The sequence below is a fragment of the Frankia sp. RB5 genome (genome assembly GCF_059816245.1).
On the sequence record NZ_JCBATA010000040.1, the window covers coordinates 45,154 to 71,821 of the forward strand.

Below are 26,668 nucleotides of genomic sequence, written 5' to 3' on the forward strand. Positions count from 1 at the left end.
TCCCGTGGCGGCCATGACCGCGGCGATGCGTCCGCGCCGGGTGGGTCGCGGCCAGTCCGACCGGCGCCGTCTGACCGCCGCTGGGGACTGCTGGAGACCGGTGGCCGTGGTGCTGCCGGTCAACATGACGGGATGTTGGGCGAGGGCTGGTTCGCCCGCGACATCGGGGTGCTGACGTAGATGTCCGGCACGAAGCCGTCGACGCCGTCGACGGTTACTTTGTCCCACCACTGGGAGATTCCGTCGCTGCCGGTTGGCTGGTAGGGGCCGGTGGTCTGGCATAGCACGTGCACTGGCACACCCCAGGTGTTCTGCGGCGTGCCGGGCAGCAAGACGCCCGTCGGAGACCCGCCGGGTGCGTCGAGGACCGGGAGGTCCTCAACATGCGCGTAGGTGCAGTCGTCGCAGGGCGGTTTGGTCCACGCGACGATCGTGTCGGCGCCGTACGACGAACAGCCAGCGGCGTTGCAGACGGAATACTGAAACCTCGTTACGTACGTACCCATGCCCAGGCGGACATCGAAGTGCACAAGTCCATCGGGGGCGAGCGAGTCCCAGTCCCCGCTGTGGGATGGCTGGGTGCACCCGTCCTCAGGGAAGGTGCCGCCGCCCGACTGCAGCATGTAGAAGTAGCTGAAACACACCTGCTCCGGAGGCCCACCTGACTCCGGGGTGAAGGTGAGGTCGAAGAAGCCGTTGCCAGTGACGATGTGCGGGTTGGCGAGCTGCCCGGGCCGCTCGCAGCCGTAGGCGTCGTGGCTGACCGCGGCGACTGCCGGGTCGAGGAAGGTCACCGAGTAATTGCGCTTCCCGCAGTCCGGGACGCGCACACGAAAGCCGTTCGAGGTGGTCGACACGATTGTCGCGTCCGGGCTCACCGACAGGGTCGCTCCTGACGCCGGAACTCCGCCGGGCGCGGTGATGGTGACGTCCACGAGATGATCGCCGGAGGGCCGCACCTGCAGGGATCCCGGCGGACGCGATCCCGGTGGCACGGTTCCGGTTCCAACTTCCGTGGACGTCGGCGACGGAGGCGGGGTGCGTCCCGGCCGGGAGGCACCGCCGGAGTCCTCAGAGCTGGGCGGAGTCGGTGGCGGCTGCCCCTGTGAAGGTCTCGTGCCGCGCTCGCCGGTCGGGACGGGTGGGGGCTTGGCGGCGGGCGGAGATGGCCGCTGGTCCCCCGCGGGATGCGCGGGTTGCGGATCCGTCTGTGAGGGGCGTGTCTGTCTCGGCAGGGCTGGCGAGGTACTTGGCGACGGAGACGCCGCGGTGTTGGAGGCGCTGCGCGGCGCCGGCGGGGAAGGCGGCGGAACCGTCGCCCTCGTGGTGGCCGCGGGTTTCGCCGATTCCGCCGTGGCCGCCACAGGTGCCGGCACGACGGTCGGCCCTGGTGCAGGTGTGATTGACGGCGGCAGTGGCGCCGGTCCGAGGGTGGCGGGCGAGAGTGAACGGAGGTGGATCGCGCGGGTGCGGCCCTGATAGGTGACGCTGGCCTGCCCGCTGTGGCGGTCGTTGGCCCACAGCAGCAGTCCGCGTGTGGTGAGCGCGATATCGGCGCCCGGCGCGCCGAGCGTCGTAACGGCGAGCGTGCGCCCCGTGCGGCTGTCCAGCGCGAGGACCCGACCAGTCTGGTTGTCCGGGATGTAGAGCACGGCGCCCTGCATCGCGGGCGCGCCGAGACCGCTCCCAGGAAGACCGGCGGGCAACCGCACCGCCCGAACCCGGCGGTGCGCGGTATCGACCAGCAGCACCCGCGCGCCAGACACCACGAGAGGGACGACCGGGCCGGCATCCCCGCGGGGTAGGCGTGCCATCGCGGCCGCCAGGTCGTCGCCGCGCACGCTCGCGGGAAGTGTCAGGACGCCCCGCGTGCCACGGAGCGGGACGAGCCGGTTTCCGGAGACATCCAGCGCCCACGGATGTCCCGCCGCCGTCACGACGCCGAGCTGACCTCCCGGACGCGTCACCTGGTGTGGGACGTCGAGCGTATCGCCGGCCAGGGAGGCAACCGCACCCTGTCTCGCGAGACCCACCCAGACCTGACCGGCGTCGTCCGACCACAGGTCGCTGGCCGGCAGGCCGCGGGTGTTCACGCTGCGCCGGATACGCAGAGTGGTCGCGTCGACCCGGACGAGGGAGCCAATATTTCCGTCTAGCAGATAGGCCTCCCCAGCACGGCTGATAGCGATACTGAGACGGCTTCCGGCGTCGGCGAAGGAGCGCCGCGGCACCATCGGGCCGGTCGTCGCCCGATTCGCTGACGCCGCGTCGACGCGGGCGACTGTTCCCGTCGTGCCCACTGCGATGAGCACGCCGTCGTCGGGTCCCTGAGTGAGGGCGAGAGTCTGGCGGACACCATAGGGCACAGCCACCGGAAGGCCCGCCGTCGCGGAGGCGCCTTCGGCGCGCTGGACCACTCCTGAGTCCGAGGCGGACAGCCAGAAGGAATCGGCCTCGATTTCCAGCTGAGCCCTGCCATGTCCTTGACGAAGGATTATCACCAGAGCTGCGACAAGCAGAAATACCGCTGCCGCCGCTGCCCGCACCCGAGTGCGGCGGCTACGCGAACCCTCGGCGACAACCCGCGAACCCGAAAAATCCGCCAGATGAATATATCGATGCATTGATGTAGATCCCCCGTGCGCGCATCGTGGTCCCCCGACCGACACTTGCGCATCAGGGAGATTCTAGACCATGACGACCATGGGCCTCGCCCGACCGCGCTGTACCCGCTCCGCCTCGCGACGCTGTCTTCGCTGACATGACATGACGAACACGACAGCTCCCGGGTAAACCCGGACAGCGTAACGGCTCGTGCACCATCGCGGATGTTGTGGGCGGCAAACAGGTCAGGGCGGCGTCGAGCTGGTCGCATCCGTCCAGACGGCGTCGGTCGTTGTGGGTAACCGACAACGAGCGGGCACCGATCTCGGCGGCGACGACGCTGGGCGCGGCTGGGGGCTGGCTGCGAAGGTAGAGGCTGTCACCGCCACGGGGCCGCCCTGACACCCGCGTGTCCCGTCGCGTTCACCTCCACCGTCGGCGGAGCATCACCACCGGTGGAGTGCCGCGACCGGTGGTGCGCCGCGACGGCGGGGCGCCACCTGGCGGCTCGGGCTCGGCACATCCGCGGACGAACGGGAGATCGCACTCGTGCAGGACAGGATCGTGGTCACGGGAATCGGCGCGATGACCCCCCTCGGTGGGGATCTCGCCACCAGCTGGGACGGCCTGCTCGCAGGCGCCTCCGGGGTCGGTCTTGTCGAGGACGAGTGGGCCCGCGACCTGCCGGTGCGCATCGCCGGCCGGCTGCCCGTCGACCCGGGCGCGACCCTGCCCCGCAAGGACGCCCGCAAGCTCGACCGCTGCGAGCAGATGGCCATGGTCACCGCCCGCGAGGCGTGGGCCGACGCCGGGCGGCCCGAGGTCGACCCGCACCGGCTCGCCGTCGTCATCGGCACCGGCTACGGCGGCGTGCAGTCCACCCTGAGCCAGCACCGCGTCGTCGAGGCGGGCAACGCGCGGCGGATGAGCCCGCACGCGATCATCATGCTGATGGCCAACGGGCCGGCCGCCTGGGTCAGCATCGACCTCGGTGCCCGCGCCGGCGCCCGCACCCCGGTCAGCGCCTGCGCGTCCGGCGCGGAGGCGATCTCCATCGCGATGGAGATGATCCAGGCGGACCTCGCCGACGTCGTCGTCGCCGGTGGCGTCGAGGCGCCGGTGGACAACCTGCCGCTGGCCGCGTTCGCGCAGATGCGCGCCCTGTCGACCCGCCACGACGACCCGGCCGCCGCGTCCCGGCCGTTCGACGCCGACCGCGACGGCTTCGTCCTCGGCGAAGGGGCCGCCGTCGCCATCCTCGAACGCGAGTCGTTCGCCACCGGACGCGGCGCCCGTGTGCACGCGGTGGCCGCCGGCGCCGCGGTGAACTCCGACGCCCTCGACATCACCACCGCCGACCCGGCCAACCAGTCCCGCGCCATCGCCACCGCGCTGCGCCGCGCCGGGCTCACCGCCACCGACATCGGCCTCGTGCACGCCCACGCCACCTCCACCCCGGTCGGTGACCCGCTGGAGGCCGAGGCGATCGCCTCGACGATCGGCACCCACCCGGCCGTGTTCGCCACCAAGGCGTCGACCGGTCACACCCTCGGCGCCGCCGGCGCGATCGGCGCGGTGGCCACCATCTGCGCCCTGCGCGACGGCATCATCCCGCCCGTGCGCAACCTCGACACCCTCGACCCGGCGATCAAGCTCGACGTCGTCACCGGCGCCGCCCGCCGCGAGCGTGTCCACGCCGCCGTCGCGAACGCCTTCGGCTTCGGCGGCCACAACGCCACCCTGGTCTTCACCGCCGCCTGACGCCCCACCTGGGCCGCGTCTCGCGTTGTGATCGTCGCGTCGCGTGGGCGCGGCGGCGGGTTTGTGGCAGCGTCCTGGCCATGTCACGGCGGCCCGTGTCGCGAACAGGGGGACGAGTCGGACGCGACACGCCGACGTCGCGACACGGTGCCGCTGTCCCCCGCGGGACTTCCCCTCGACGGGAAACCTGCCCCGTGTGACGAGGGTGCGGCCGCGACGACGATCAGGCCGGCAGGTGCGTCGGCCCGGTTGCTCCGTCAGGCCTGCATGTCGGTCAGGCTGGTCTCTCGGTCTGCTCGGCGGGCTGGTCGCCGCTCGTCGTCGCGGCCGGCGGATCGAACGTCGACTCCGCCGTCGACTCAGCCCTCGGGGGATCGGTGGGCGCCGGGTCGGACGGCGCCGGCTCGTCAGCCTCGCCCTCGTCAGCCTCGCCCTCATCAGCCGCGGTCTCGGGTGCCATGTCCGCGTCCGAGGTCGAGGGCGACGCCGCCCGGCGACGGCGGCGCACGACAAGCACGACGGCGACCGCCACGGCCACCACCACGGCGGATCCGGCACCGACCACCGGCCACACCCAGCCCGGCGTGCCGTCGTCGACATGGCCGGAGACCTGCACGTACTCGGGTTTCTCCACGGTGGACGTCAGATCCTTCGGGACCAGGATCTGGTCTTTCGGGCCGAGCAGCCTGTTGCGGTGGCGAAAGTCGTCGAGGCTGGTGAACAGGGTGCCGTTCTTCGGGTCGAGCGCGACCGTGCGGCCGCCCTCGCAGCGGACGAGGTACAGCGACAGCGCGTCCAGCTTCCCGGCCCCGGCCCGCTCCACCACGATGCGGCGCTCCACCACCGGCCCGGGCTTCGCGGCCGGCTCGCAGCGCGGCGACGACGACGAGCCGCACCCCGCGAGCACCATCACCACCACCAGGCCCAGCAGCGCCACCATCCCACCCGCCGCCCTCACCCCGGCACGCGGATGACGACGGTCAGACAGTGCGGGCACGAACGGAGCGGCGGACACAGGACGTCGACGACACCGCGGAGACGGTCGGAGCATGCGTTCATTGTGCTGACCGGCCAAGGCCTGGGCGCACCGCGGTCGCGTGACCCGCACCGCGCGCCCGCCGCGGCGGGGCGGGGGACGGGTTGACTTCGAGCGCGCGCGAGGACCTAGCGTCTGCGATCATGCCAACCACACTGATCACCGGGGCGAACAGGGGTCTTGGCTTCGAGACCGCCCGCCAGCTGCTCGCCGCCGGCCACACGGTCTACCTCGGCAGCCGCGACGCCGCGCGTGGCCGGCACGCCGCGGCCAGCCTGGACGGCGCACGGGCGGTCCAGCTCGATGTCACGGATGACGCTTCCGTCGCTGCCGCCGCCGACGTGATCGGCCGGGACGGAGGCCTGGACGTGCTGGTCAGCAATGCCGGCATCGCCCCGGAATGGGGGGAGAACGGCGTGGTGACCGGCGCCGCCGACCTGACCGCCGCACTGACCCGCCAGACGTTTGACACGAACGTTCTCGGCGCGGTGCGCGTCCTGCACGCGTTTCTCCCGCTGCTGCGCCGCTCCACCGCGCCGGTGGTGGTCCTCGTCAGCAGCGGCCTGGCGTCTCTCACCCGGGCCAGCACCGCGGGCTCCTCGACGCCGACGGCGCCCTTCCCTGGTAACCCGACGCAGGCGGCGGCCCACAGCAGGATCGCGCCGTTGGCCGGTCAGCCGGTCGGACCGCTTCCCTGCGCCGGCGCGGCCGACCCGTCCGGGACCGTCGCGGCGGCGAAGCGCTCCCGCTGCTTGGCGGCGAACGCCGCCGTCGCGTTGGCCCGCGGGAACGGACCGGCGGGAACCGGGACACCGAGGAAGTCGCACAGCGGCTCCCAGCCGTGCGTGACATCGAACACCAGCAGGCGCCGCGCGGGCACCTCGCGGCGCACGGCGGCGGTGTGCTCGGCGAAGATCTCCAGAGCGCGGTCCCTGTCGGCGAAACGCCCCCCGAAGACGCCGTCCCAGATCAGCGCGTTCATCATGGTAACCACCTGCCGGCCCTGCTCGTTGAGGTTGGGCGGCGTGGACGAGACGGCCCGGAAGATCGTGTTGCGGGCGCTGGCGTACCACCGCTCGGGGTCACGCACGGTGTGGATGACCCGCGCCGCCGGGTAGGCCTCGACGAGCTCCCGCCAGAACCGGGCACCCGGCCAGTCCACCGTCGACCGACAGCCCTCGAACAGCGCCTCCCAGTTCACCGGCTTGCCGTCCGCGGCGTCGGTCCAGTATGGGATCGTGTGCCGGCGGTGGGCCAGTACCTCGTCCATGTGCTGGCAGGGGCCGAAGCCGAGCTGTTCGAGTGCCGCCTTGAGCGACAGCGTTCCCGTGCGTCCGAATCCCACGCCGATCACGTCGAGCATCGCATCTCCTCAGCTGCGCCGATCCCCCACGTGTGCCCCCACGCTACCGTCGGTGTGACGCTGCGTGAAGATCCAGCCGGCGAGGTGGACGCAGATGGCCACCTCGACGCGGGCCGACGGCGGCGCGCACAGGCCGCTAGCTGCCAGGATCCGCCCGCGGGCTGGTCGCCGTGGTGACGCCGACCGCCGGGGCGGCGGGGCCGGCTGTGCTGGTTGGGGTGGTTGTGCCGGTGGTGGCGTCGCCGCCGGCCGGCACGCGGAGGCGGGGGCGGGCCAGGCCGCAGGGATCGTCGTCGGCGGTGCAGGGCTCGCATTCGGCCTCGACGGTGACGTGGGTGATGCCGTGACGGGCGGCGAGCATCGCCTTGATCTCGTCCGAGACGGCGCGGGCCTGCGCGAGGCTGGGATGCCCCCCGTCACGGCCGTCGTCACCGCCGTCGAGATGACCGAGGGTGACGTGCACCGAGGCGGCGGCCACCCGGTCGGACAGCCCCCACACGTGCAGGTCGTGGACGTCGAGAACATGCTCATGGCCGAGGATGTCGGCCCGTACAGCCACCACGTCGAGATTCTCCGGAGTCGCCTCCAGCAGCACCCGCGACGCGCTGACCAGCAGCCGCACGCCCTGCGCGGCGATGAGCAGCGAGATCACCAGCGACACCGCCGGGTCCAGCCAGTACCCGCCGCCGGCCAGCCAGATCACCAGGCCGGCGGCGGCGACCGCCACCGACACCGCGGCGTCCCCGGCCAGGTGCAGCACCGCCGCGCGGGTGTTCAGATCGCCGTCACGCTCCCGCACCAGCAGTGCCGACACCCCGTTGACCGCGGCGGCGACCAGCGCCACCACCACGACCACCGGCCCGTCGACGTCGCCGTGCGCGCCCAGGCGGCGCAGCGCCTCCACGGCGAGCAGCGCCGTCACCACCAGCACCGCCGCCGCGTTGGCCTGCGCGGCGAGCACCGGCCAGCGCAGCCCGCCGAACGTGCGCCGCGCCGAGGGCGGGCGCCGCGACAGCGTCAGCGCCACCAGCGCGAGCGCCACCCCGGCCGTGTCGGTCAGGTTGTGCCCGGCGTCGGCGAGCAGACCCACCGAATGCGCCGCCACCCCGGCGATCGCCTGCCCGACGACGATCGCCAGGTTCAGCCCCGTCGCCCACCACAACCGCCGCCGCTGCGCCGCCGTCGTCCGCCCCGACACACCATGCCCATGACTGTGGCTGTGGCTGGCATGGCCGGGACCGTCGCCATGGCGGTGGTCGTGGTCGTGGTCGTGATCCTGTTCGGGGACGTGGTGGTCGGCGCCGGCCCAGTGGCCGGCGTGCGCGGTCACGACAGCGCCTCGTCGACGGCCGCGACCGCCTCTGCCACCCCGGCCGGGACGAGCGGTACCGCGGGACCGGTGTACTCCTCGTGGACATGCTCGGGATCGACGGCGAGGACGACGTCGAGCAGGTCACCGAGGGCGTGGCGCAGCTTGTCGTCGGCCAGCTCATAACGCTGGCGGCGACCCTCCGGCGTCGCGACGACCAGCCCGCAGCCGCGCAGGCAGGCCAGATGGTTCGACAGGTTCGTCCGGCCCACACCGAGGACCTCGGCGAGCTCCGACGGATACGCCGCGCCCGCGCGCAGTACGAGCAGCAGCCGCGCCCGCGTCGGATCGGACAGCGCGTGCCCGAACCGCGCGAGCACCTCGGCGGACGACGCGAGAGCAACCATGCCCCAACGATACAGCCGCCGCTGACGTCAGCGCATCCTGAACAGACGCCTCCGGGGGCGGTTCAGGCGTCGAACAGGGCGCTGACGGACTCGCCGTTGTGGATGCGGCGGATCGCCTCGGCCAGCGGCGGGGCGACGGTGAGCACCGTCAGCTCCGGCACCCGGCCGTCGACAGGAATCGGCACCGTGTTCGTGCAGACGATCTCGACGACCTCCGGCTGGTCGGCGATCCGCTTGAGCGCCCCGGCCGAGAACAACCCGTGCGTGCAGGCGACCCGCACCGAGCGCACCTCGAGCTCACGCAGCCGCTCCAGCAGCTCCAGCACCGTCGAACCCTTGGCGATCTCGTCGTCGAGCACGATCACGTCCCGCCCGGCGACGTCCCCGATCACCGAGGAGATGCTCACCCGGTCGTCGGCGAAGCGCTGCTTGGCACCCGCGGCGACCCGCGCCCCGAGCATCCGCGCGAACGCCGCCGCCTCCTTGGCGTTGCCCAGGTCCGGCGAGACGACCGTCGTGTTCGACAGGTCATGGCGGCGAAAGTGCGCCGCGAGCTCCCGCAGCGCGTGCAGATGATCCACCGGGACGCTGAAGAACCCGTGCACCTGCGGCGAGTGCAGCGTCATCGCCAGCACCCGGCTCGCCCCCGCGGCCACCAGCAGGTCCGCGACGAGCCGCCCGCCGATCGAGATCCTCGGTGCGTCCTTCTTGTCCGAGCGCGCATAGGCATAGTGCGGCAGCACCACCGTCGTGCGCGCCGCCGACGCACCCCGCGCCGCGTCCAGCATCAGCAGCAGCTCGACCAGGTTCTCCTGGGTCGGCGCGACCAGCGGCTGGATCAGGAACACGTCCCGTTCCCGGCAGTTCGCCGGCAGCTGGACCTCGAGGCAGTCGTTGGCGAAGCGCTGCGTGCGTACCCGGTGCAGCGGCACGTCCAGATGCGTGCAGATCTCCTCGGCGAGGCTGGGGTGGGCACTGCCGCTGAAGACGGCGATGTCGCGCACGAACGCTCCCTGTTCTCCGGTGTTGCGCGTTCACCTGGGTGACGCCGCGCAGTCGGGCCGAGGTCGCCGTCCCGTCGACGACCGACCCGGATGCTACCGACGAAATGGCGCCCAGGCGCGGCCAGCGGCCCACGGCCGCCCCGCCGACCCGGCGCGCCGGGCCACCCAAGACGTCAGGCGGCCCGCAGCGCGTCGCGCAACGCCACCCGGGTGCCCGAGCGTTTCACCGCGTTGCCGTACACCCGGCCCGCCAGCCAGACCAGCAGCCCGGTCAGCGCCAGCGCCGCGACCAGCGCAACCACCACCTGCCACACCGCCACACTGCCGATCCCGATCACCATCGGCATCAGCACCGGCGCGAACAGCGGGATCATCGCCAGCGTCAGCACCAGCCCGCTGTCCGGCGACGCCGGCAGCACCGAGATTCCCACCACATACGGGATGATGATCGCCGCGATGATCGGCGGGGTGACCCCGGCGGCGTCCTCCTGCCGCGACACCAGCGCCCCCGCCGCCGCGAACAGCAGCGCGTACATCGAGAACCCGACCAGGTACCACAGCAGCGCCATCGCCACCGACCCGACCGCGAGACCCGCCGGAATCCCGAGCTGCCCCGTCGCCAGGCCAAGCCCCACCCCCACCACGCCGATCAGCGCCAGCTGCCCCAGCGCGACCGCGCCGATCCCGACGACCTTCCCGGCCATCAGCTGCCACGGCCGCACCACCGCCAGCAGCAGCTCCACCACCCGCGACGACTTCTCCTCCACGACGCCCTGCGTCACCGCCGGCCCGAAGATCATCAGCGAGAGATAGATGAGGCCACCGGAGAGCAGGCCGAGCAGCAGCCGCGGCCCGTCGACCTCGCGCTTCGCGTGCAGCGCCGTCACGTCGACGCCGGCCGTCACCACCGCCCGGCCCACCGTCGCCGGATCACCGCCGAGACCGGCGATCTGCGCCTCCAGCGCGGCCTGGCGCGCCGCGACCGTCAGCACGGAGGTCAAGGTGTCCGACAGATCCTTCTTCACCGTCACCTGGTAGCCGCCGCCGGCCGCCCCGGTGCGCACCAGCGCGTCGACGTCCCCGTCGAGCACCGCCTGCCGGCCGTCGGCGACGTCGGTGACCGTGCGCACCCGCACCTCCTCGCCGAGGGATCGCCCCGCGGCGACGATCGCCGTGGCCTGCCGTCCGTCCGCCGCCGTCACCGCCACCGTCGACGACGACGACGACCCGCCGCTGACGGCGCTGAGGACCAGCACGGCCGCCGCGATCGCGACCACGAACAGCGCCGTCATCACCTGGAACGCCCGCGACCGCACCCGGGTGACGATCTCCCGCCCGGCGATCAGCCGCAGCGCCCGCGCCGTGCCGAGCTCACCGAGCCCGCCGTCGTGCCCGCTGACCCCACCTTCGGATCCGCCGGTCGCGCCCCGCGGCCCATCGGCGCCGCCAACGCCGTCCGTCGTCATCTGCCCTCCCGCTCCCGCCAGGACCGCACGCCGTCCTCCCGCACCCCCGCTGTCACGGCGCACCCGCGCCGTCCGGGCCGATCGAGCCATCGTCGCCGGCCGCGGCCTTCGGACCGTCCGCGCTGGTCACGGCGTGCGGGTCGTCTGCGTCGGCCGTGCCGCGCGGGTCGGGCGAGGCGCTCGCCACCGGTATGGTGCCCGGCGGGGCTGGCATGGCCGACGCGTTCCGCGGAACGTCTGCGGCCGGAGAGCCGGGGCCCGATGGTTGCGCTGGCGAGGCCGTGGGTGCCGAAAGCTGGGAGGGCAACGTCGGAGCCGCCGGAGCCGGATGGGTCGGAGACGGCGGCTGCTGTGGGGCCGGGGGCTGCGGGGAGGGCGCCCCGGGCGAGGCGGGAGCGGTAACGACGTCGCGGAACAACTCGGACAGGGACGGCAGCCGGTGGCGGAACTCACGCACCGGGCCGGTGGCCAGCGCCGCGTGCAACACGGCCTGGTCGTCGGCGCCGGGGGCCAGCTCCAGCACCGTGGCCGTCCCCTCCCGGCCACGCGACGTGACCCCGTCGAGGCCGTCGGCCCAGCCGTCGGGCGCCGACGGCGCGTTAACCACCAGCCGGCTCGTCCCCGCCGATCGCAGCTCGCCGACCGGCCCGCAGGCCACCATCCGACCCGCACGGACGATCCCCACCCGGTCGCACAGCCGCTCCACCAGCTCCAGCTGGTGGCTGGAGAACACCACCGGCACACCGGCGGCGCGCCGCTCGCGCAGCACCTCGCTCATCACGTCCACGGCCACCGGGTCCAGGCCCGAGAACGGCTCGTCGAGGACGAGGACGACCGGGTCGTGCACGAGCGCCGCCGCGAGCTGCACCCGCTGCTGGTTGCCCAGGCTCAGTTTCTGCACCTCGTCGTCGCGGCGCTGCGCGACCCCGAGCCGCTCCGTCCACCGCTCCACCGCCCGGCGCGCCGACACCGGACCGAGACCGTGCAGCTGGGCGAGGTAGACGAGCTGCTCGGCGACCTTCATCTTCGGGTACAGCCCACGCTCCTCCGGCATGTACCCGATGCGACGGCGCATCGCCAGGTCCAGCGGTACGCCGTCGAAACGCACCTCACCGGCGTCCGCGGCCAGCACGCCGAGGACGATCCGCATCGTGGTCGTCTTGCCTGCGCCGTTGCTGCCAACGAACCCGAACAGCTCACCGGCGCGCACGTCGAACGACATCGCGTCCAGCGCCACGGTCGACCCGTACCGCTTGGAGACACCGTCGATCTCCAGCCGCCCGTCGCCCATGAGCTTCCCCTCACCTGCCAGCTTGCCCGGCCCGCGCGCCTATTGTGTCCGGCCCCTGACAGCCGCCCACACCGCGGTCACGGTCACCCAACCGACAAGATCGAGGGTTGTCTCGGGTGGTGGCTTGTGGTGTGTAAGATGTTGATTTTTTGGAGGATGTGGCGCGAGAGATCGTCAACATCGTTGATTATCTTGATGACGGTCAGGGTGACGGCTTGCGCCAGACGGAGACGTGGGCCCCGCTGGACGCGGTGAAGGGCTCCTCACTCCAGCCCGCCCACCGCTCGGTCAGATCCAGTCCGGCGAGACGGGCCATCAGATCGAGCTCGCTCGGCCACGCGTAGCGCAGGTCGACCGGGAAGGTCCGCACCCCCGTCGGCCCGAGGACCAGACGACGGGCGCGGATGCGCTGGGTGAGCGGGTCGTGGGTCGCGGCGATCAGCCGGGTCTCCTCCCCCGCCATCTCCTCCGCGACGACGTGCTGGCCGTTCGGGTAGCGGGCCGGGTCGGGGACGAACGCCTCCATGACGAGGTGCCCCCCGGGCCGCAGCGCGCGCGCCGCGTTCGCCAGACACCGCACCTGCGACTCCTGGTCGAGGAGCGCGAAGAAGGTGTTGAACACGACGTACACCAGTGCGAACGGGCCGCCGGGCGCGTCGACGCCGGCGAAGTCGCCGACCGCGACCGGGATGTCCGCGCCGCCGGGCTTGTCCCGCAGCCGCGCGAGCATCCGCGGGGAGGCGTCGATGCCGACGACGGGGGTGCCGAGCGCCGCGAGCGGCAGCGCCACCCGGCCCGTCCCGATCCCGAGCTCCAGCGCGGGGCCACTCCCCTCCCCCACCGCCGCGCCCGCCCGCGCGTGCAGGAACGCGGCGACCGCCGCGACCTGCGCGCCACGCGCCGGGAACCAGTCGTCGTACACGTCCGCGACGCGCTCGCCGTAGGACTCCGGTCTGAGCGTGTCATCCATGGCACCCACCGCATCCATGTCACGCAGGCTGACATACGACCCACCTGGACCTCATCTTCTTTTCCGGCGATATCGCCACCCAGGGCGATCGCCTGGGACGCACTGCCCGCGGCCGAGGCCAACCCGGTCGCGGTCGCCGCGATGGCCGAGGTCGCCACCGCCACCGCCACCGCCACCGCCACCGCCACCGCGACCGCGACCGCGACCGCGACCGCGACCGCGACCGCGAGGATCTTCTCGCCAGCCCGGTCCGCACACTCTGACCACGCCGCACCGCCGTGTCCGACCAGGCTCTTCCTCGGCAGCCCCTGGTGATCGCATTGCTATGATGCGGCCGTGGCGCCGCCGGAGAAGATTCGGATCTTCGTGGCCATGCCCTTCTCGTCGATGGGTACGCGGGCGTCCTGGGGCGAGGTCGAGGAGATCCGCCGGGACCTGTTCGACGTCGTGGCGGCGCAGCTCTCCGACGAGCTCGGCCGGCCCACCGAGCTGGTCATCGAGGACGAGAAGAAGATCAGCGCGCCCATTCACGACTCGATGTTCGGCGAGGCGTTCGACGCGGACGTCTACATCGCCGACCTCACCGGCGACAACCCGAACGTCTTCCTGGAGGTCGGGGTGCGCTGGGCGGTGCGCGACGGCGTCACCATCCTCGTCACACAGAACGCGGACCAGCATCCGCGGTTCAACGTGGGCAGCAACCGGATCATCCCCTACGGTTCGAGGCCGGCCGAGCTACGCCGGGCGATCGCGGCGATCGTCGCCGCGGCCAGCTACGGCCTGCGCCACGCCGACCACGTCGACAGCCCCGTGCGCCGTCACCGCCAGCACGTCACCCTCACCCGAGCGGAGCTCGACGATCTGCGCGGGCAGATCGCCCGGCTGCGCGGCCAGCAGGCCGAGGACCTGATCGAGCTCGCCCACCGTTCCCCCGGGCAGTCCATCGTCCTGCTCACCAAGGCCGTCGAGGCACATCCCAGCTTCCGCACCTACTTCGAGCTCGGCTGCGCGCTGCGGCGGACCGCCGCCACCGACGACGACTACGCGCGGGCCGCGCTGGCGCTGCGCAACGCCACCCAGCGCCAGCCGGACCACGCGCCGGCCTGGCGAGAGCTCGGCATCGCCCTGAGCCTGGGCGGTCGTCTCCTCGACGCGTCCGCCGCGTTCCAGGAGGCGGTGCGCATCGACCCGGCCGACGACGGCACCTGGTCGAACCTGGGCGGCCTGCTGCGTCGCCGCGCCCGGCAGGGCAGCGGCGTGTTCGACACCGCGTTGCTGCGCGAGGCACTCGGCGCCTACCGCAAGGCCATCTCGCTCGCCGGCAACGACACCTACCCCCGGCTGAACGAGGCCCGGATCCACCTGCTGCTGGCCGCCGAGAATCCCGGCGGCCACGACGCGGCCCGCGCCTCCTTCCGCCGGCTGGAACGGCTGTGCCGGTTCACCGCCGAGGACCTGCAGGCGACGTTGGACGACGGCGCGGTGCACCCGGCCCCGCTGCGGGAGGATCTGGCCTGGAAGCTGCTCGACCTCGCCGACTGCCTCATCCTGTCCGGCCGCGGCGACGAGGGGATCGAGGCGGTGCGGACGGCGATCGCCATGATGCCGCCCGCCAACCGCACGTCCTACCTGAGCTCGGCGATCGAACCGTGGCAGGACTTCCTGAGTGCCGGCGTCCTCGACGGCGACGAGACCCGCGCCGTCGCCCAGGCCGTCGAGCTCGCGTCCCAGGCGCGCGACGAGGCGGCCCCGCGCCTGTCCGCCTGACACCGCCACCCCGCGCACGGCGGGCCGGCCAGACCCCGCCGTCCGAGTCCGGGCAGCAGCGCGGCTGCGCGCCGCCGGCCCTGGTCGGGTGGGGTGACGGCCCCCGCCCGGGGTGCACCGCCCGGAGGTACCCGGTGCGCCAGCGCGGCCGACCCGTCGCGCGGCGCGGGTGCTCCGCGCCGCCGGAGCCCTGCCGATCGCGCAGACGTGCTGGTCCTCCACGGTCCGCACCCCCCTTCGGCGGAGATGTCCATCCCAGCCGCCCACCACGCGTCAACCGGAATTCGACCTGCTGCACTATGGGCGCGTCGCGGCTTTCGCGGCGCGGGGTTTGGAGGTCTGGATGGCCGACGGCCAGCTCGTTGACGGGGACCGATCGCGTCACGTCCGGGGCACCCGGGCGATCCGCACCACGACGGTGACGGCGGTGTCGATCGTGGCGGCGGTCGCGGCGTTCGCGTCCTACCGGCACATGCGCGCGGTCGCTCTGGAGCACGGCGAGGACGCGATGACCTCGGCGGTGCTGCCGCTGAGCGTCGACGGCCTGATCGTGGCCGCGTCGATGACGATGCTCGCGGACCGTCGAGCCGGACGGGGGCGCGGCGGGCTGTCCTACCTGATGCTCGCCCTCGGCGCCTGCGCGTCCCTGGCGGCGAACATGCTGCACGCCGAGCCCAGCCTCGCCGCCCGGATCATCGCCGGGTGGCCGCCGCTGGCCCTGCTGGGTTCCTACGAACTGCTCATGCGCCAGATCCATCCGGACGCCGCCCCGCGGACTCTCCCCCGCCTCTCGATTCCCGGCCAGCGCCACCCGGTTCTTCCTACCCCACAGGCCCAGCCGGCCGCGCCGTCCCCCTCGGCCGACCCGGCCCCGCCGCCCACGGCCACGCTGCCTGCGGCGGACACCGTGTCCTCGCCAGCTGCCGTGTCCTCGCCGGCAACGCCGTCGTCGACTGCTCTGACGGCCGCTCCGACTCCGCTGTCTCCCTCCGCTCCGACTCCGCTGTCTCCCTCCGCTCCGGCTCCGCTGTCTCCCTCGTCGGCAGGCGGTGTGCCGGCGTCATCCGTGCCGTCGGCCCCGCCGTCACAGGGTGCGACACCGGTGCTCTCGGCGCCGACCGCGGACGGTGCGCACGACGAGGCCCGCCGAGACGGCGCCGCGGGCCATGCCTCCCCGGACGACGCTTCCCCGGGCGACGTCGTGCCAGCTGGCGTCCCGGCGGCGGCGCCGGCTGGCCCGGTTACGCTCCCGGTGCCGTACGAGATCACCGAGGTCGATCATCTGGCCACCACCATCCCGCTGGCCACCCTCGCGCCTGGCGGCGAGCCGGGCGCCGGCTCGCCGGCGGCGGTGGTGTCCATGGATCCGACCGCGAAGCGCGCGGCGATCGTGCGGGCCCTTGACGACGCGGGCGGATCCGCCACCGCCGCCGTCGCGATTCTTGCCACCCAGGGCATCACCGTCAGCAAGAGCTGGGTCTATCAGGTGCGCCGTGAGACCGCGCCCGCACAGCCCGCCCTCGCGCCGGGCGGCGAGCCTTCCTCCGGGGTAGCCGGCAAAGCGCTGCGCGGACGCCACCGTGGCCTCGCTCCCGACCACCGGCGCGCGGCCGCGTCCGTCGCCGCCAGCTGAGCGACCGCGCGGCGCCGCCACGGCCGCTGTCCGGCCCGGCGCGGATCCGCGGTTGGTTCCGCGAGGATCCGTGGCGGACTTCCCCAGGGTGGGAAGCGGGCGCGGCGGACAGCGGCATCGTGTCGCGAACACCGCATGTCGTGTCCGTTTCGCCCCCCGGTTCGCGACACGGACTGCGGTGAAGTGGTCAGAACGCTGTCACGAGCCAGCTCGGGCGACGAGAGCGGAGATTCGCGGTTCGGGATCACCGGTGTCACTGACAGCCAGAGTTCTGCCGTCCCGTGCCTGCATGGCTTCCGGCGGCGGCGAGACGTCGTCAACAACGTTGATTATCTTGTCGGCGGTCAGGGGGCGCCCGGGGGGACGAAGGGGAGATCGGCGGGGGCGCCGTGGTCGAGGAGGTGGCGCAGGGCGGAGGTGTCGAGGTGGTCGGCGACCAGGTCGCCGAGGGCGTCGAGGCGCCGCGCGCGGACGTCGGCGAAGCAGGTGTCGGGGGCGGGGGTGAAGGCGCGCCCGGCGGCGGAGGCGACGGAGGTGAGGTAGGCGCGGCGGAAGGCGTCGTTCTCCAGCAGGCCGTGCCAGCTGGTGCCCGCCACGGCGCCGACGCGGACCCCGTCGGCGGCGAACGGCGCGGCGTGCGGGTGCTCGGCGACGGTGAGGCGACCGTGGCGGATCTCGTAGCCGCTGATCGGATGGCCGCCGTCGGCACTGGTGGCGTGACGGCGGCCGAGTAGCTTCGCGGGGTCGAAGGCGGTGGTGACGGGCAGCAGTCCGAGGCCCTCGACCTCGCCGGCGCCCGACTCGACCTCGTCGGTGATGCGGGTGCCGAGCATCTGGTAGCCACCGCAGATGCCGAGGATGGGACGGCCGGCGGCGGCGCGGGCGGCGAGGACGCCCGCGAGGCCGCGGCGGCGCAGCCAGGCGAGGTCGGAGACGGTCGCGCGGGTGCCGGGCAGCACGACCAGATCGGCGTCGGCGAGGTCGTCGGGTCGGGTGGCCAGGCGCACGACGACACCCGGTTCGGCGCGCACGGCGTCGAGGTCAGTCACGTTGGACAGCCGCGGCAGCCGGATCACGGCCACCCGCAGCGTCTCCCCCGACCCGGCGGGCGCCCCCGTGGGATCGCCGTCCGCTCCCCCGTCGGCGTAGCGGGCGAGGTCAAGGGAGTCCTCGACGTCGAGCCACAGGCCGGGGCGGAACGGGACGACGCCGTGCACCCGGCGGCCGGTGAGGCGTTCGATCTGGCGCAGGCCGGGGTCGAGCAGGCGCGGGTCGCCGCGGAACCGGTTGATCACGAATCCGGAGATGAGCGCCTGGTCGGCGGGGTCCAGCAGGGCGAGGGTGCCGAACAGGGCGGCGAACACCCCGCCCTTGTCGATGTCGCCGACGACGATGACCGGCAGGTTCGCCGCGCGGGCCAGGCCCATGTTGGCGATGTCGGTGTCGCGCAGGTTGATCTCCGCCGGGGAACCAGCGCCCTCGCAGATCACCGCGTCGAAGCGGGAGCGCAGGTCGTCGAGGCAGTCGAGCACCACCGCCGCGAGGGCCTTCTTGTGCGGGCGGTAGCCGAGCGCGTCCACCTCGGCGACCGGGCGGCCGAGCACGACCAGCTGGCTGCTGCGATCCGAGCCCGGCTTGAGCAACACCGGGTTCATCGCCGCCTCCGGCTCGACGCCGGCGGCCGCGGCCTGCATCGCCTGCGCCCGGCCGATCTCCGCGCCGTCGGCGGTCACCGTCGAGTTCAGCGCCATGTTCTGCGCCTTGAACGGCGCGACCCGCACCCCTTCGCGGGCGAGCCACCGGCAGATCCCCGCGGTCAGCACGCTCTTGCCGGCATCCGACGCCGTCCCGGCGACCAGCAGCCCCCCACCCATTCCCGTCGCACTCCCCTTCCCATGTCCGTGATCAGCCGTCCCGGGTGACGGAGCGGCCCGCCGGCTCCCGCACTCCCCCGGTTGCCGCACTCCCCCGGCTCCCGATCTCCCCGGTTGCCGCGCGGCTGCCTCAGCTCCGACGCGCGCGGTGGCCGCGGAACACCGCCCGGCGAGCCAGGGCGGCCGCGGCGGCGGCGAGCGGAGCGACGGCAAGCGCGGTGACGGCGAGACCGACCAGGCCGGTGGCGGCGGACAGCCGGGCGGCGCGGGCGACGTCGGCGGCGGCCGGGGGGCGGCCGAAACCCAGCTCCGGACGGTGCTCCACCCGGTAGGGGTAGCGCAGCTCGCCACCCAGGCGCAGGCCCAGCGCGCCGGCGAACGCCGCCTCGACCGGGCCGGCGTTGGGGCTGGGATGCGAGCGGCCGTCGCGGCGCATCACCCAGTAGGCGTCCACGGCGCTGCCACCGACCAGGGGCGCACACGCGCAGGCGGCCAGCGCGCACAGCCGTGCCGGCAGCAGGTTCGCCAGGTCGTCGAGGCGGGCCGCGGCCCAGCCGAAGCGTTCGTAGCGGTCGCTGTGATGGCCGATCATCGCGTCGAGGGTGTTCACCGCCCGGTAGCCGGCGAGGCCGGGCAGGCCGGCGAGCGCCCCCCACCACAGGGGGGCGACGACGGCGTCGCAGGTGTTCTCGGCGAGCGACTCGATGGCCGCGCGGGCCACCCCGGCGTCGTCGAGATGTGCCGGGTCGCGCCCGCACAGCGTGGGCAGCTGTGCACGGGCGCCGGCGAGGTCCCCGTCGCCCAGCCGGATACCGATCCCCCGCCCGGCCCGTCGCAGCGACGCCCCGCCCACCACCACCCAGGTCAGCCCCGCGGTCACCGCCAGCGCCCTCGGCCCACTCCCCCGCCCGGCCAGTCGGGCGCGCACGCCGCCGTGCGCCGCCGACCACGCGTACCGGCGAACGGCGCCGGCCCCCGCTGGGCGGGTGGCGGCACGGGCGAGCAGGCGGTCGGCGCAGGCGGCGGGCACGGCGACGGCGGCGACGAGCAGCGCCGTGTGCGCCGCGCCGGCGCGGCGGCTGTCCCGGTAGAGCCGTCTCTCCAGACCGGCGGCGGCCTGGCCGAAGCCGGCGACGGGATGCAGCCGGGCCGGGTCCGCGATCAGGGCGTCCAGCACGACCCCGACGACCAGCCCGCCCAACCGGGCACACGTCCGCTGCGACACTCGCCCGCCCCCGGCGCCGCTCAGACGGTCATCGCGTAGGCGACGACGCCGTGGCGCAGGGCGTCCATCGCGGCGTGGGCGGTGCGGCGCACCCGGGTGCCCTCGGGGGCGACCTTGGCGATCTGGTCGAGCAGGTCGAGCAGCTGGCGCATCCAGCGGACGAAGTCGCCGGCGGTGAGCTCCACCGCGCTGCCGGTCAGGACCCGCTCCAGCGAGCGGCCGTGCGCCCAGTCGTGGGCGGCGGGCACGAACCCGAGCTCGGGCGGGCGCAGGAACGACAGCCGGTGGGCCTGCTCGACGTCACCGAGACGGGCCGACAGGCGCGCCATCTCGTCGAGGCAGTCGCGCAGCGCCACCCCGCCGGGCAGCGCGGGCGCGCCCACGTCGTCACCACGCGGCTCGAAGACCAGCGCCGAGACGGCGGCGGCCAGGGCCGGCGGGGTGAGCTCCTCCCAGACGCCGGCGCGCAGGCATTCGGCGACGAGCAGGTCCTGCTCGCAGTAGATGCGGGCGAGGATCCGCCCGGCGTCGGTGACGGTGTCGCCGTCGAGGTAGCCGAGCTCGGTGAGAGTGGCGCGGACCCGGTCGAAGGTGCGGGCGACGGTGTTCGTGCGGCCCTCGACCTTGCGCGAGATCGACGCCGTCTCCTTCACCAGCCGGGTGACCCGTTCGGCGCTGCGCAGATGCTCCTCGCGGCGCGGGCATTCGTGCACCGGGTGGGAGCGCAGCGCACGGCGCAGCCGGGCGAGTTCGACGTCGTCGGCGGCGGCCGAACGCTCGCGGGCGCGGCGGCCCGGCCCGGCACCCGCATCCGGGTCGACGCCGGCGGCGCGCAGCGAGGAGGCGAGGTCGCGGCGCGACTGCGGGGAACGCGGGTTGAACGCGCGCGGCACCCGCACCCGGCCGAGCGGTTCGACGGCGACCGGGAAGTCGACCAGGGACAGCCGGCGGACCTGCCGGTCGGCGGTGAGCACCACCGGGCGGGGGCCGTCGGGGGCGGCGACCGACGCGGTGTCGGCGTCGAGGACGACGGCGAGCCCACTGCGCCGCCCGGCGGGGACCCGGACGATGTCGCCGGTGCGCAGCCGGCCGAGCGCCGCCGCCGACTCCGCCCGCCGCCGCGCGCTGCCCTCCCGTGACAGCGCCGACTCCCGCTCCCGGATGTCGCGGCGCAGCCCGTCGTACTCGGCGGCGTCCCCGCGGTCGCAGCGCAGCGCCGCGCGCAGCTCGTCGATCATCTCGGTGTTGCGGCGCACCTCGCTGGCCAGGCCCACGACGTCGCGGTCGGCCTGGAACTGGGCGAACGACGACTCCAGCACCACGCGGGACCGGTCGTGGCCCAGGCGGCCGACGAGGTTGACGGCCATGTTGTACGACGGACGGAACGACGAGCGCAGCGGATAGGTGCGGGTCGAGGCGAGCCCGGCGAGCGCCAGCGGGTCGAGGCCCGGCTGCCACAGGACGACCGCATGGCCCTCCACGTCGATGCCACGGCGCCCCGCCCGGCCGGTGAGCTGGGTGTACTCGCCGGGAGTGATGTCGACACGGCTCTCGCCGTTGAACTTCGTGAGCCGTTCGAGGACGACGGTGCGGGCCGGCATGTTGATGCCGAGCGCGAGGGTCTCGGTGGCGAACACGACGCGGACCAGGCCCTGGACGAACAGCTCCTCGACGATCTCCTTGAACGTCGGGAGCATCCCGGCATGGTGCGCGGCGATGCCCCGCTCCAGGCCCTCCAACCAGCCCCAGTAGCCGAGGACGTCGAGGTCGGCGTCGGGAATGCCGGCGGTCCGCTCGCGCACGATCGTGCGGATGCGCTGCTGCTCGGCCGGGCCGACCAGGCGCATCCCGGTGCGCACGCAGGAGGTGACGGCGCTGTCGCAGCCCACCCGGGAGAAGACGAACACGATCGCGGGCAGCAGGCCGTCGCGGTCGAGGCGCTCGACGACCTCCGGCCGGCCGGGCACCCAGTGCCGCCGCGGCCCCGGCGCGCCGCGGCCGCGCCCCCGCGCTCCCGCCCCCGGCAGTCCACGGCCGTCCTCGCGGGCCAGGCGCAGCAGGTCCGGGTTGACCACCCGCCCGCCTGCACTCACCGGCCCGGCACCCGTCCGCACGGGGCCGGGACGCTCACCGCGCGGCCCGCTGGCATCGCGCCCTCGCCCGGACGGCCCGCCGCGGCGCCGTTCCGCGCCTCGGTCACGCCCGTCCCGCGCCTGCCCGCGCGCCGCCTGCGCACCGCGAGTGCCGTCCGTGCCGCGCTCCGCGCCGCGTTCCGTGGAGCCCTCCCCGTCCCCACCCCGACCGGGCTCGGGGCCGATGCTCTGCCCGGACGCGGCGGCGTGCTCGTCGCCCGGGTCGGCGCCGTCCCGGTCGACGGCAGTCCGGTCGACGGCAGTCCGGTCGACGGCAGTCCGGTCGACGGCAGTCCGGTCGACGGCAGTCCGGTCGACGGCAGTCCGGTCGACGGCAGTCCGCGGGTCGGGGCCGGCGAGCTCGTGCGGGGACACCGCGCGGGCCAGCGCCACCGAGGCCGCGGTGGCGGGCGAGGCGGCCGCGCCGGGCGGGCCGGCGGCGTCCTCGAGGAACAGGTCGTAGAGGGCCCGGTCGGCGAGGACGTGCTGCCACAGCGGCACGGGCCGGTGATCGCTGACGATGACCCGGGTGTGGCCGCGGACGGTGACGAGCCACTCGCCGAACTCCTCGGCGTTGCTCACCGTCGCGGACAGGGAGACCAGCCGGACATGCGCCGGCAGGTGGATGATGACCTCCTCCCACACGGCGCCACGCTGCCGGTCGGCGAGGTAGTGCACCTCGTCCATGACCACGTAGCCGAGGTCGTCAAGGCCGCGGCCGCCGGCGGGGCCGGCGTAGAGCATGTTGCGCAGCACCTCGGTCGTCATGACGACGATCGGGGCGGAGCCGTTGCGGGAGGTGTCGCCGGTGAGCAGGCCGACGGCGTCGGCGCCGTGGCGGGCGACGAGGTCGGCGTACTTCTGGTTGGACAGCGCCTTGATCGGCGTCGTGTAGAAGCAGCGGGTCGCGGTGCGCAGGGCGAGGTGGGCGGCGAACTCGCCGACCACCGTCTTGCCCGCGCCCGTCGGCGCCGCGACGAGCACCCCGTCACCGGCCGCCAGCGCCGTCAGCGCCTCGTGCTGGAACGGGTCGAGCCCGAAGGGAAGGCTGGCGGCGAACTCCACGAGAGCCGCTGGCGCGGAGGACACGTCTGCCACCCTACGGGACGCGGCCGGCACTCATCCGCCGCGAGCGCCGCCACCTTGACGTGGACGAGAACAGTGACGTGGACGCCACGAGGCAGGCGACGACGAAGGCGGGACGGCGAGGAGGGGAACGGCGAGGGCGGCGATGGTCAGGTGATGTCGCCGTGCAGCGGGTCACCGCCGCCGGGCGCCGGACCGGTGCCCGCGCCGACCGGGGATGACGTGCCCGCCCCGTCGCCCGTCGCGGCCGGCGCTGGGGCCGGCTCGGCGAAGCGCGGACGGTGGGCTTCGTCGAAGTCCAACGGCGAGGCCTCGTCGTCGGCGAGGTCGGCGTAGGGGGACGTGTCGCCGCGCCGCGAGCGCCGGCGGTCGTTGAGCCAGCCGATGATGAGTGCCACCTCGTAGAGCAGGCACATCGGCAGGCCGAGCGCGAGCATGGTGAACGGGTCCTGGCTCGGGGTGATGATCGCGGCGAAGACGAACACGAGGAAGATCTCGGCGCGCCGCCACGAGCGCAGCTTCGCCGTCGTGACCACCCCGGCGAGGTTGAGCATCGCGACGAGCAGCGGCACCTCGAACGACAGGCCGAAGATCAGCAGCATCGCCTGGACGTAGCTGAGGTAGCGGTTGCCGTCCAGGACGCTGACCAGCCCGTGGCCGCCGAAGCCGAGCAGCAGGCCCAGGCCCGTCGACAGGGTGAGGTAGGCGAACACGGCGCCGGTGGCGAACAGCACCAGCGAGATCGCCACGAAGGTCAGCGACCAGCGCCGCTCGTGCCGGTGCAGCCCGGGGGTGATGAACGACCACAGCTGGTAGAGCCAGATCGGCGAGGAGACCACCGCCGCCGCGATCATCGAGATCTTCAGGCGGATCGTGAACGCGTCGAGGATGCCGAAGAAGTACAGCGTGCAGTTCGCCGACGCCGTGCCGTCCGGGCTGAACCGCTTGTCCGCCGGCAGGTCGCAGTAGGGCGCCTTGAGCCAGTCGAAGATGTGCGGCTCGAAGATGAAGCACACGACCGCCGCGATCGCGAACCCGACCAGCGAGATCGCGATCCGGTTCCGCAGCTCGCGCAGATGCTCGGTGAGGGGCATCCGGCTGTCCTCGACCGTGCGGGTCCGCCGGTTGTTCACCGAGGCGAGAAGCCTGCGCGGCGTCGGAATGCCTGGCACGTCGGCGTCTCCTGGTCGAGGGATGGGGGGACCCGGCCGGCCTGGAGACCGCCGGGAACCGGCCGGGCGCGCATCACCCGGCCGGCAGGTGACGCGGTCAGTGCCGGTCGGCCGCCGGGACGGAGCCGTTGACCGAGCTCGCCGCGCCGGGCTGCGCGACGGGCGCGGGCGCCTCGATCGGCAGCGGCGCCGGCACGGGGGCGGCCGGCTGGTCGTCGTCGCGCAGGCCCTTGGTCTCGGCCTTGAAGATCCGCAGCGAACGCCCGAAGGAACGCGCCGCATCGGGGAGCTTCTTCGCTCCGAACAGCACCATCACGACGAGGGCGATGATGATGATCTCGGTGGTGCCCAGGTTAGGCATGGTCGGCGTCCTCCGATGAGCGGTACCGGCCCGGTACGACGACCGGTGCGAACGATGCTACGTCGGTCAGCCTAGGAGTCGATAGAAGGTGTTCGGGTATCCGGCAGATGACGGCTGCGCAACGAAGCAGACCTGACAGACGAAGTGTAGCCGAACCGCGACAGTGCGCGGGCTCCTTCCCGCCCGTCACAGCCTGCGGCGACTGTCCGCAGGTGGGCAACCGCGCGGCGCACCGTGCGTCCTCACGAGGCGTAGCCGCCGCTGGCCAGGGGCCGAGCCACCACGGATCACACCCGGACCATGCTTCCGGCGCCGCCGCGCGCCGCCAACGCCGGATCGGTCGCGCCTTGTGGTCATTCGGTGGCCCCGTCGGGCGACGGCCTCGGCCCGGGGTGTCCCGGGGCTCGCGTCAGGAGGTGCGGTCGGCGAGGCGCGCGCCGACCTCGGCGTGGTCGAGCCGGGCCGACAGCGCCGCGGTGTCGGTGGCGAGGCCGGACACCCGGGTCGACAGCTCACCCAGCGCCCGGCGCACCCCGCGCACCTTCTGCCACACCCGCCAGGCGCACAGGACGAGCAGCGCCAGTCCGCCGAGGATCAGCACGAGGTAGACCAACGCCCAGAGCATGACCATGACCCTATCCGTCGCCGGGATCGAGGCCGTAGGCGGCGAGCGCGCGCCGGGCCAGGGCGTGGACGTCCTCGGCGAGCGCGCGGGGCTCGACGACGCGTACGTCGGCGCCGAGACCGAGCACCAGCCGGTGCAGCCAGGACGTCTCCCGGGCGTGCAGGGTGACCTCGAGACGACCCGCGGACAGCTCCCGGACCTGCGTCACCGGGTAGTAGTCGGCGACCCAGCGCGCCGGGGAGGACAGTTCGAGCACGACCCGCACGTCGCCGGGGGCCGGGTGGTAGATGCCGTCGCTGGTGTCCCGGGAGACCGCCTCGGGCGGCGGGGCCGCGGGGACGTCGAGCAGCCGCACCCCGTCCGGGCCGTCGATGCGGTCGAGCCGGAACAGCCGCACCGCCTCCGCCCGATGGCACCATCCCTCCAGGTACCAGCGGCCCTCCCGGACCAGCACGCGCATCGGGTCGACGTCGCGCTCGGTCAGCTCGTCGCGCGACCAGACGAGGTAGCGCAGGTGCACCCGGCGCCGTTCCCGCAGCGAGCGCTGCACGGCGGCGAGGACCTCGTCGTGGGTGTCGAGGCTGACCCGGACCTGACCGGCGGCGCTGGCGCTGGCGCCCACCGCCTTCTCGAGTTTCTCCAGCGCCCGGTCGAGGGCGTCGCGGCCGGCCAGTCCCGGCACGTCGGCGAGGGCACGGGCGGCGACGACGAGCGCGGTCGCCTCGTCCACCGACAGCCGCAGCGGACGGTCGAGGGTCTGCGGGTCGGCGACGGTGATCTGGTCGCCGGAGTAGCTCAGGTCGATGAGGTCACCGGGCGCCCCGCCGGGCAGCCCGCAGACGAACAGCAGGTCGAGGTCGTCGCGCAGCTGGCGCGGGGTGATGCCGAACGCCTCGGCGGCGGCGGGCAGCGACACCCCCGGATGGGCGCGCAGCCACGGGACGAGGGCGAGCAGCCGGCTCAGCCGATCGGTCGCGGCACTCATCGCCCCGGCTCACCCACCGTGCCCGGCAGGGACGCGTCGGCGGGATCCGGCGCCCGCCGCTCGCCCCGCGGGCCCGCCTCCTCCAGCCCGGCCGCCTCCTCCTGCCCGGCAGCCTCCTGCAGCCCGCATGCCCCGTCCGGCCCGGCCGCCGCGTCCCGCTCACCGGGGGCGGTGCCCGCGGCGGCGGCGCGCAGCCGGGCGACGACGGCGGCGCGCAGGTCGGGTGGGTCCACGACCAGCACGTCGGGGCCGGCGCCGACGATCCAGCGGGCGAATCGCTCGGTGTCGGAGAACTCGCGCTCGAGCAGGTCCAGGTCCGCGGGCACGGCCGGGCGCGGGCGCGCGGGCGGGATGCAGCCGAACCCGCCGGCCGGGCGTGCGCCGCGGCGCCGCGTGTGGCCGGCGCCGCGGGGCACCGCCCGCGGGGCGGTGGGGGGGGGGTGCGGCGGTGGCGGCGCGGGCACCAAACGGTGGAGGTCGGTGGCGGGGGGCGCCCCCCCCCCGCCGGGGGGGGCCGAGGGGCAGAGCGGGGGGGTGGGGAAGGGTGTGTGGGATGGGGGGGTTGGGGGGGGGGGGGGGGGGGGTGTGGGGGGGGGG

At 74.0% G+C, this 26,668-nt stretch carries 19 protein-coding genes and 2 pseudogenes; 4 read left to right on the forward strand and 17 right to left on the reverse strand.

Features of this window, described 5'->3' with window-relative positions:
- Nucleotides 1-119: 119 nt before the first annotated feature.
- Nucleotides 120-2,372: an NHL repeat-containing protein gene (locus AC6EXY_RS20790; protein WP_499817938.1), complete on the reverse strand. Its 2,253-nt coding sequence runs from the start codon at nucleotides 2,370-2,372 to the stop codon at nucleotides 120-122.
- 781 nt (nucleotides 2,373-3,153) lie between these two features.
- Between AC6EXY_RS20790 and AC6EXY_RS20795 the strand changes: the two genes are divergently transcribed.
- Entirely contained in the window at nucleotides 3,154-4,365 is a 1,212-nt protein-coding gene (locus AC6EXY_RS20795; protein WP_101831319.1) for a beta-ketoacyl-[acyl-carrier-protein] synthase family protein, read from the forward strand.
- A 274-nt stretch (nucleotides 4,366-4,639) separates the two neighbouring features.
- On the opposite strand, the gene AC6EXY_RS20800 is transcribed toward AC6EXY_RS20795, so the two are convergent.
- Nucleotides 4,640-5,305 carry a hypothetical protein gene (locus tag AC6EXY_RS20800; RefSeq protein WP_101831320.1) on the reverse strand — a complete coding sequence of 222 codons (666 nt, stop codon included), beginning with the start codon at nucleotides 5,303-5,305 and terminating at the stop codon, nucleotides 4,640-4,642.
- A 239-nt stretch (nucleotides 5,306-5,544) separates the two neighbouring features.
- Here AC6EXY_RS20800 and AC6EXY_RS20805 point away from each other — a divergent pair.
- Nucleotides 5,545-5,919: pseudogene (locus AC6EXY_RS20805) on the forward strand (SDR family NAD(P)-dependent oxidoreductase); the annotation flags it as partial.
- 155 nt (nucleotides 5,920-6,074) lie between these two features.
- Here AC6EXY_RS20805 and AC6EXY_RS20810 read toward each other — a convergent pair.
- The 7 genes and pseudogenes from AC6EXY_RS20810 to AC6EXY_RS20840 all read right to left on the reverse strand — a co-directional run bounded on the left by AC6EXY_RS20810 (nucleotide 6,075) and on the right by AC6EXY_RS20840 (nucleotide 13,211).
- A complete protein-coding gene (locus AC6EXY_RS20810) occupies nucleotides 6,075-6,764 on the reverse strand; it encodes a sulfotransferase family protein (RefSeq protein WP_207770248.1) in 690 nt (229 codons plus the stop codon).
- A gap of 136 nt (nucleotides 6,765-6,900) precedes the next feature.
- Nucleotides 6,901-8,094, reverse strand: coding sequence for a cation diffusion facilitator family transporter (locus AC6EXY_RS20815; RefSeq protein ID WP_101831322.1), 1,194 nt, complete (start codon nucleotides 8,092-8,094; stop codon nucleotides 6,901-6,903).
- Nucleotides 8,091-8,480, reverse strand: a complete 390-nt coding sequence (locus AC6EXY_RS20820; protein ID WP_101831323.1) for an ArsR/SmtB family transcription factor — start codon at nucleotides 8,478-8,480, stop codon at nucleotides 8,091-8,093. The genes AC6EXY_RS20815 and AC6EXY_RS20820 overlap by 4 nt, the downstream gene beginning before the upstream one ends.
- 62 nt (nucleotides 8,481-8,542) lie before the next feature.
- Nucleotides 8,543-9,484, reverse strand: coding sequence for a ribose-phosphate diphosphokinase (locus AC6EXY_RS20825; protein ID WP_101831324.1), 942 nt, complete (start codon nucleotides 9,482-9,484; stop codon nucleotides 8,543-8,545).
- Nucleotides 9,485-9,657: 173 nt separating this feature from the next.
- Nucleotides 9,658-10,950, reverse strand: a complete 1,293-nt coding sequence (locus tag AC6EXY_RS20830) for an ABC transporter permease (RefSeq protein ID WP_499817937.1) — start codon at nucleotides 10,948-10,950, stop codon at nucleotides 9,658-9,660.
- A 379-nt stretch (nucleotides 10,951-11,329) separates the two neighbouring features.
- Nucleotides 11,330-12,241, reverse strand: a pseudogene (locus tag AC6EXY_RS20835) (ABC transporter ATP-binding protein); the annotation flags it as partial.
- 202 nt (nucleotides 12,242-12,443) lie between these two features.
- On the reverse strand, nucleotides 12,444-13,211 hold the full coding sequence (locus tag AC6EXY_RS20840) for a class I SAM-dependent DNA methyltransferase (RefSeq protein WP_499817936.1): 768 nt from the start codon (nucleotides 13,209-13,211) through the stop codon (nucleotides 12,444-12,446).
- 336 nt (nucleotides 13,212-13,547) lie between these two features.
- On the opposite strand from AC6EXY_RS20840, the gene AC6EXY_RS20845 reads away from it, so the two are divergent.
- Both AC6EXY_RS20845 and AC6EXY_RS20850 read left to right on the forward strand, forming a co-directional pair.
- Entirely contained in the window at nucleotides 13,548-14,978 is a 1,431-nt protein-coding gene (locus AC6EXY_RS20845; protein WP_499817935.1) for a tetratricopeptide repeat protein, read from the forward strand.
- A gap of 343 nt (nucleotides 14,979-15,321) precedes the next feature.
- The gene (locus tag AC6EXY_RS20850) at nucleotides 15,322-16,611 is read left to right on the forward strand and encodes a DUF2637 domain-containing protein (RefSeq protein ID WP_499817934.1); all 1,290 of its coding nucleotides are present in this window, start codon (nucleotides 15,322-15,324) and stop codon (nucleotides 16,609-16,611) included.
- 344 nt (nucleotides 16,612-16,955) lie between these two features.
- On the opposite strand, the gene AC6EXY_RS20855 is transcribed toward AC6EXY_RS20850, so the two are convergent.
- From AC6EXY_RS20855 to AC6EXY_RS20890, 8 genes are all read right to left on the reverse strand, one after another.
- Nucleotides 16,956-18,485 carry a cobyric acid synthase gene (locus AC6EXY_RS20855; protein WP_499817933.1) on the reverse strand — a complete coding sequence of 510 codons (1,530 nt, stop codon included), beginning with the start codon at nucleotides 18,483-18,485 and terminating at the stop codon, nucleotides 16,956-16,958.
- A 130-nt stretch (nucleotides 18,486-18,615) separates the two neighbouring features.
- On the reverse strand, nucleotides 18,616-19,686 hold the full coding sequence (locus AC6EXY_RS20860; RefSeq protein WP_499817932.1) for a cobalamin biosynthesis protein: 1,071 nt from the start codon (nucleotides 19,684-19,686) through the stop codon (nucleotides 18,616-18,618).
- 44 nt (nucleotides 19,687-19,730) lie between these two features.
- On the reverse strand, nucleotides 19,731-22,931 hold the full coding sequence (locus AC6EXY_RS20865; RefSeq protein WP_499842392.1) for a DEAD/DEAH box helicase: 3,201 nt from the start codon (nucleotides 22,929-22,931) through the stop codon (nucleotides 19,731-19,733).
- A gap of 146 nt (nucleotides 22,932-23,077) precedes the next feature.
- The gene (gene tatC, locus AC6EXY_RS20870; RefSeq protein WP_101832302.1) at nucleotides 23,078-24,100 is read right to left on the reverse strand and encodes a twin-arginine translocase subunit TatC; all 1,023 of its coding nucleotides are present in this window, start codon (nucleotides 24,098-24,100) and stop codon (nucleotides 23,078-23,080) included.
- A 97-nt stretch (nucleotides 24,101-24,197) separates the two neighbouring features.
- Nucleotides 24,198-24,461, reverse strand: a complete 264-nt coding sequence (gene tatA, locus AC6EXY_RS20875) for a Sec-independent protein translocase subunit TatA (protein ID WP_101832303.1) — start codon at nucleotides 24,459-24,461, stop codon at nucleotides 24,198-24,200.
- A gap of 409 nt (nucleotides 24,462-24,870) precedes the next feature.
- Nucleotides 24,871-25,092: a hypothetical protein gene (locus AC6EXY_RS20880; RefSeq protein WP_499818984.1), complete on the reverse strand. Its 222-nt coding sequence runs from the start codon at nucleotides 25,090-25,092 to the stop codon at nucleotides 24,871-24,873.
- 4 nt (nucleotides 25,093-25,096) lie between these two features.
- Entirely contained in the window at nucleotides 25,097-26,071 is a 975-nt protein-coding gene (locus AC6EXY_RS20885; protein ID WP_101832304.1) for a helix-turn-helix transcriptional regulator, read from the reverse strand.
- A complete protein-coding gene (locus tag AC6EXY_RS20890) occupies nucleotides 26,068-26,397 on the reverse strand; it encodes a WCX domain-containing protein (protein WP_499818983.1) in 330 nt (109 codons plus the stop codon). The genes AC6EXY_RS20885 and AC6EXY_RS20890 overlap by 4 nt, the downstream gene beginning before the upstream one ends.
- Nucleotides 26,398-26,668: the final 271 nt, after the last annotated feature.

Bases quoted from the DNA above. Each gene is read 5' to 3' on its own strand.
- AC6EXY_RS20840 (WP_499817936.1), bottom strand. From the start codon at position 13,211: ATGGATGACACGCTCAGACCGGAGTCCTACGGCGAGCGCGTCGCGGAC.
- AC6EXY_RS20800 (WP_101831320.1), bottom strand. From the start codon at position 5,305: ATGGTGGCGCTGCTGGGCCTGGTGGTGGTGATGGTGCTCGCGGGGTGC.
- AC6EXY_RS20885 (WP_101832304.1), bottom strand. From the start codon at position 26,071: ATGAGTGCCGCGACCGATCGGCTGAGCCGGCTGCTCGCCCTCGTCCCG.
- AC6EXY_RS20850 (WP_499817934.1), top strand. From the start codon at position 15,322: ATGGCCGACGGCCAGCTCGTTGACGGGGACCGATCGCGTCACGTCCGG.
- AC6EXY_RS20855 (WP_499817933.1), bottom strand. From the start codon at position 18,485: ATGGGTGGGGGGCTGCTGGTCGCCGGGACGGCGTCGGATGCCGGCAAG.
- AC6EXY_RS20810 (WP_207770248.1), bottom strand. From the start codon at position 6,764: ATGCTCGACGTGATCGGCGTGGGATTCGGACGCACGGGAACGCTGTCG.
- AC6EXY_RS20880 (WP_499818984.1), bottom strand. From the start codon at position 25,092: ATGGTCATGCTCTGGGCGTTGGTCTACCTCGTGCTGATCCTCGGCGGA.
- AC6EXY_RS20820 (WP_101831323.1), bottom strand. From the start codon at position 8,480: ATGGTTGCTCTCGCGTCGTCCGCCGAGGTGCTCGCGCGGTTCGGGCAC.
- tatA (WP_101832303.1), bottom strand. From the start codon at position 24,461: ATGCCTAACCTGGGCACCACCGAGATCATCATCATCGCCCTCGTCGTG.
- AC6EXY_RS20830 (WP_499817937.1), bottom strand. From the start codon at position 10,950: ATGACGACGGACGGCGTTGGCGGCGCCGATGGGCCGCGGGGCGCGACC.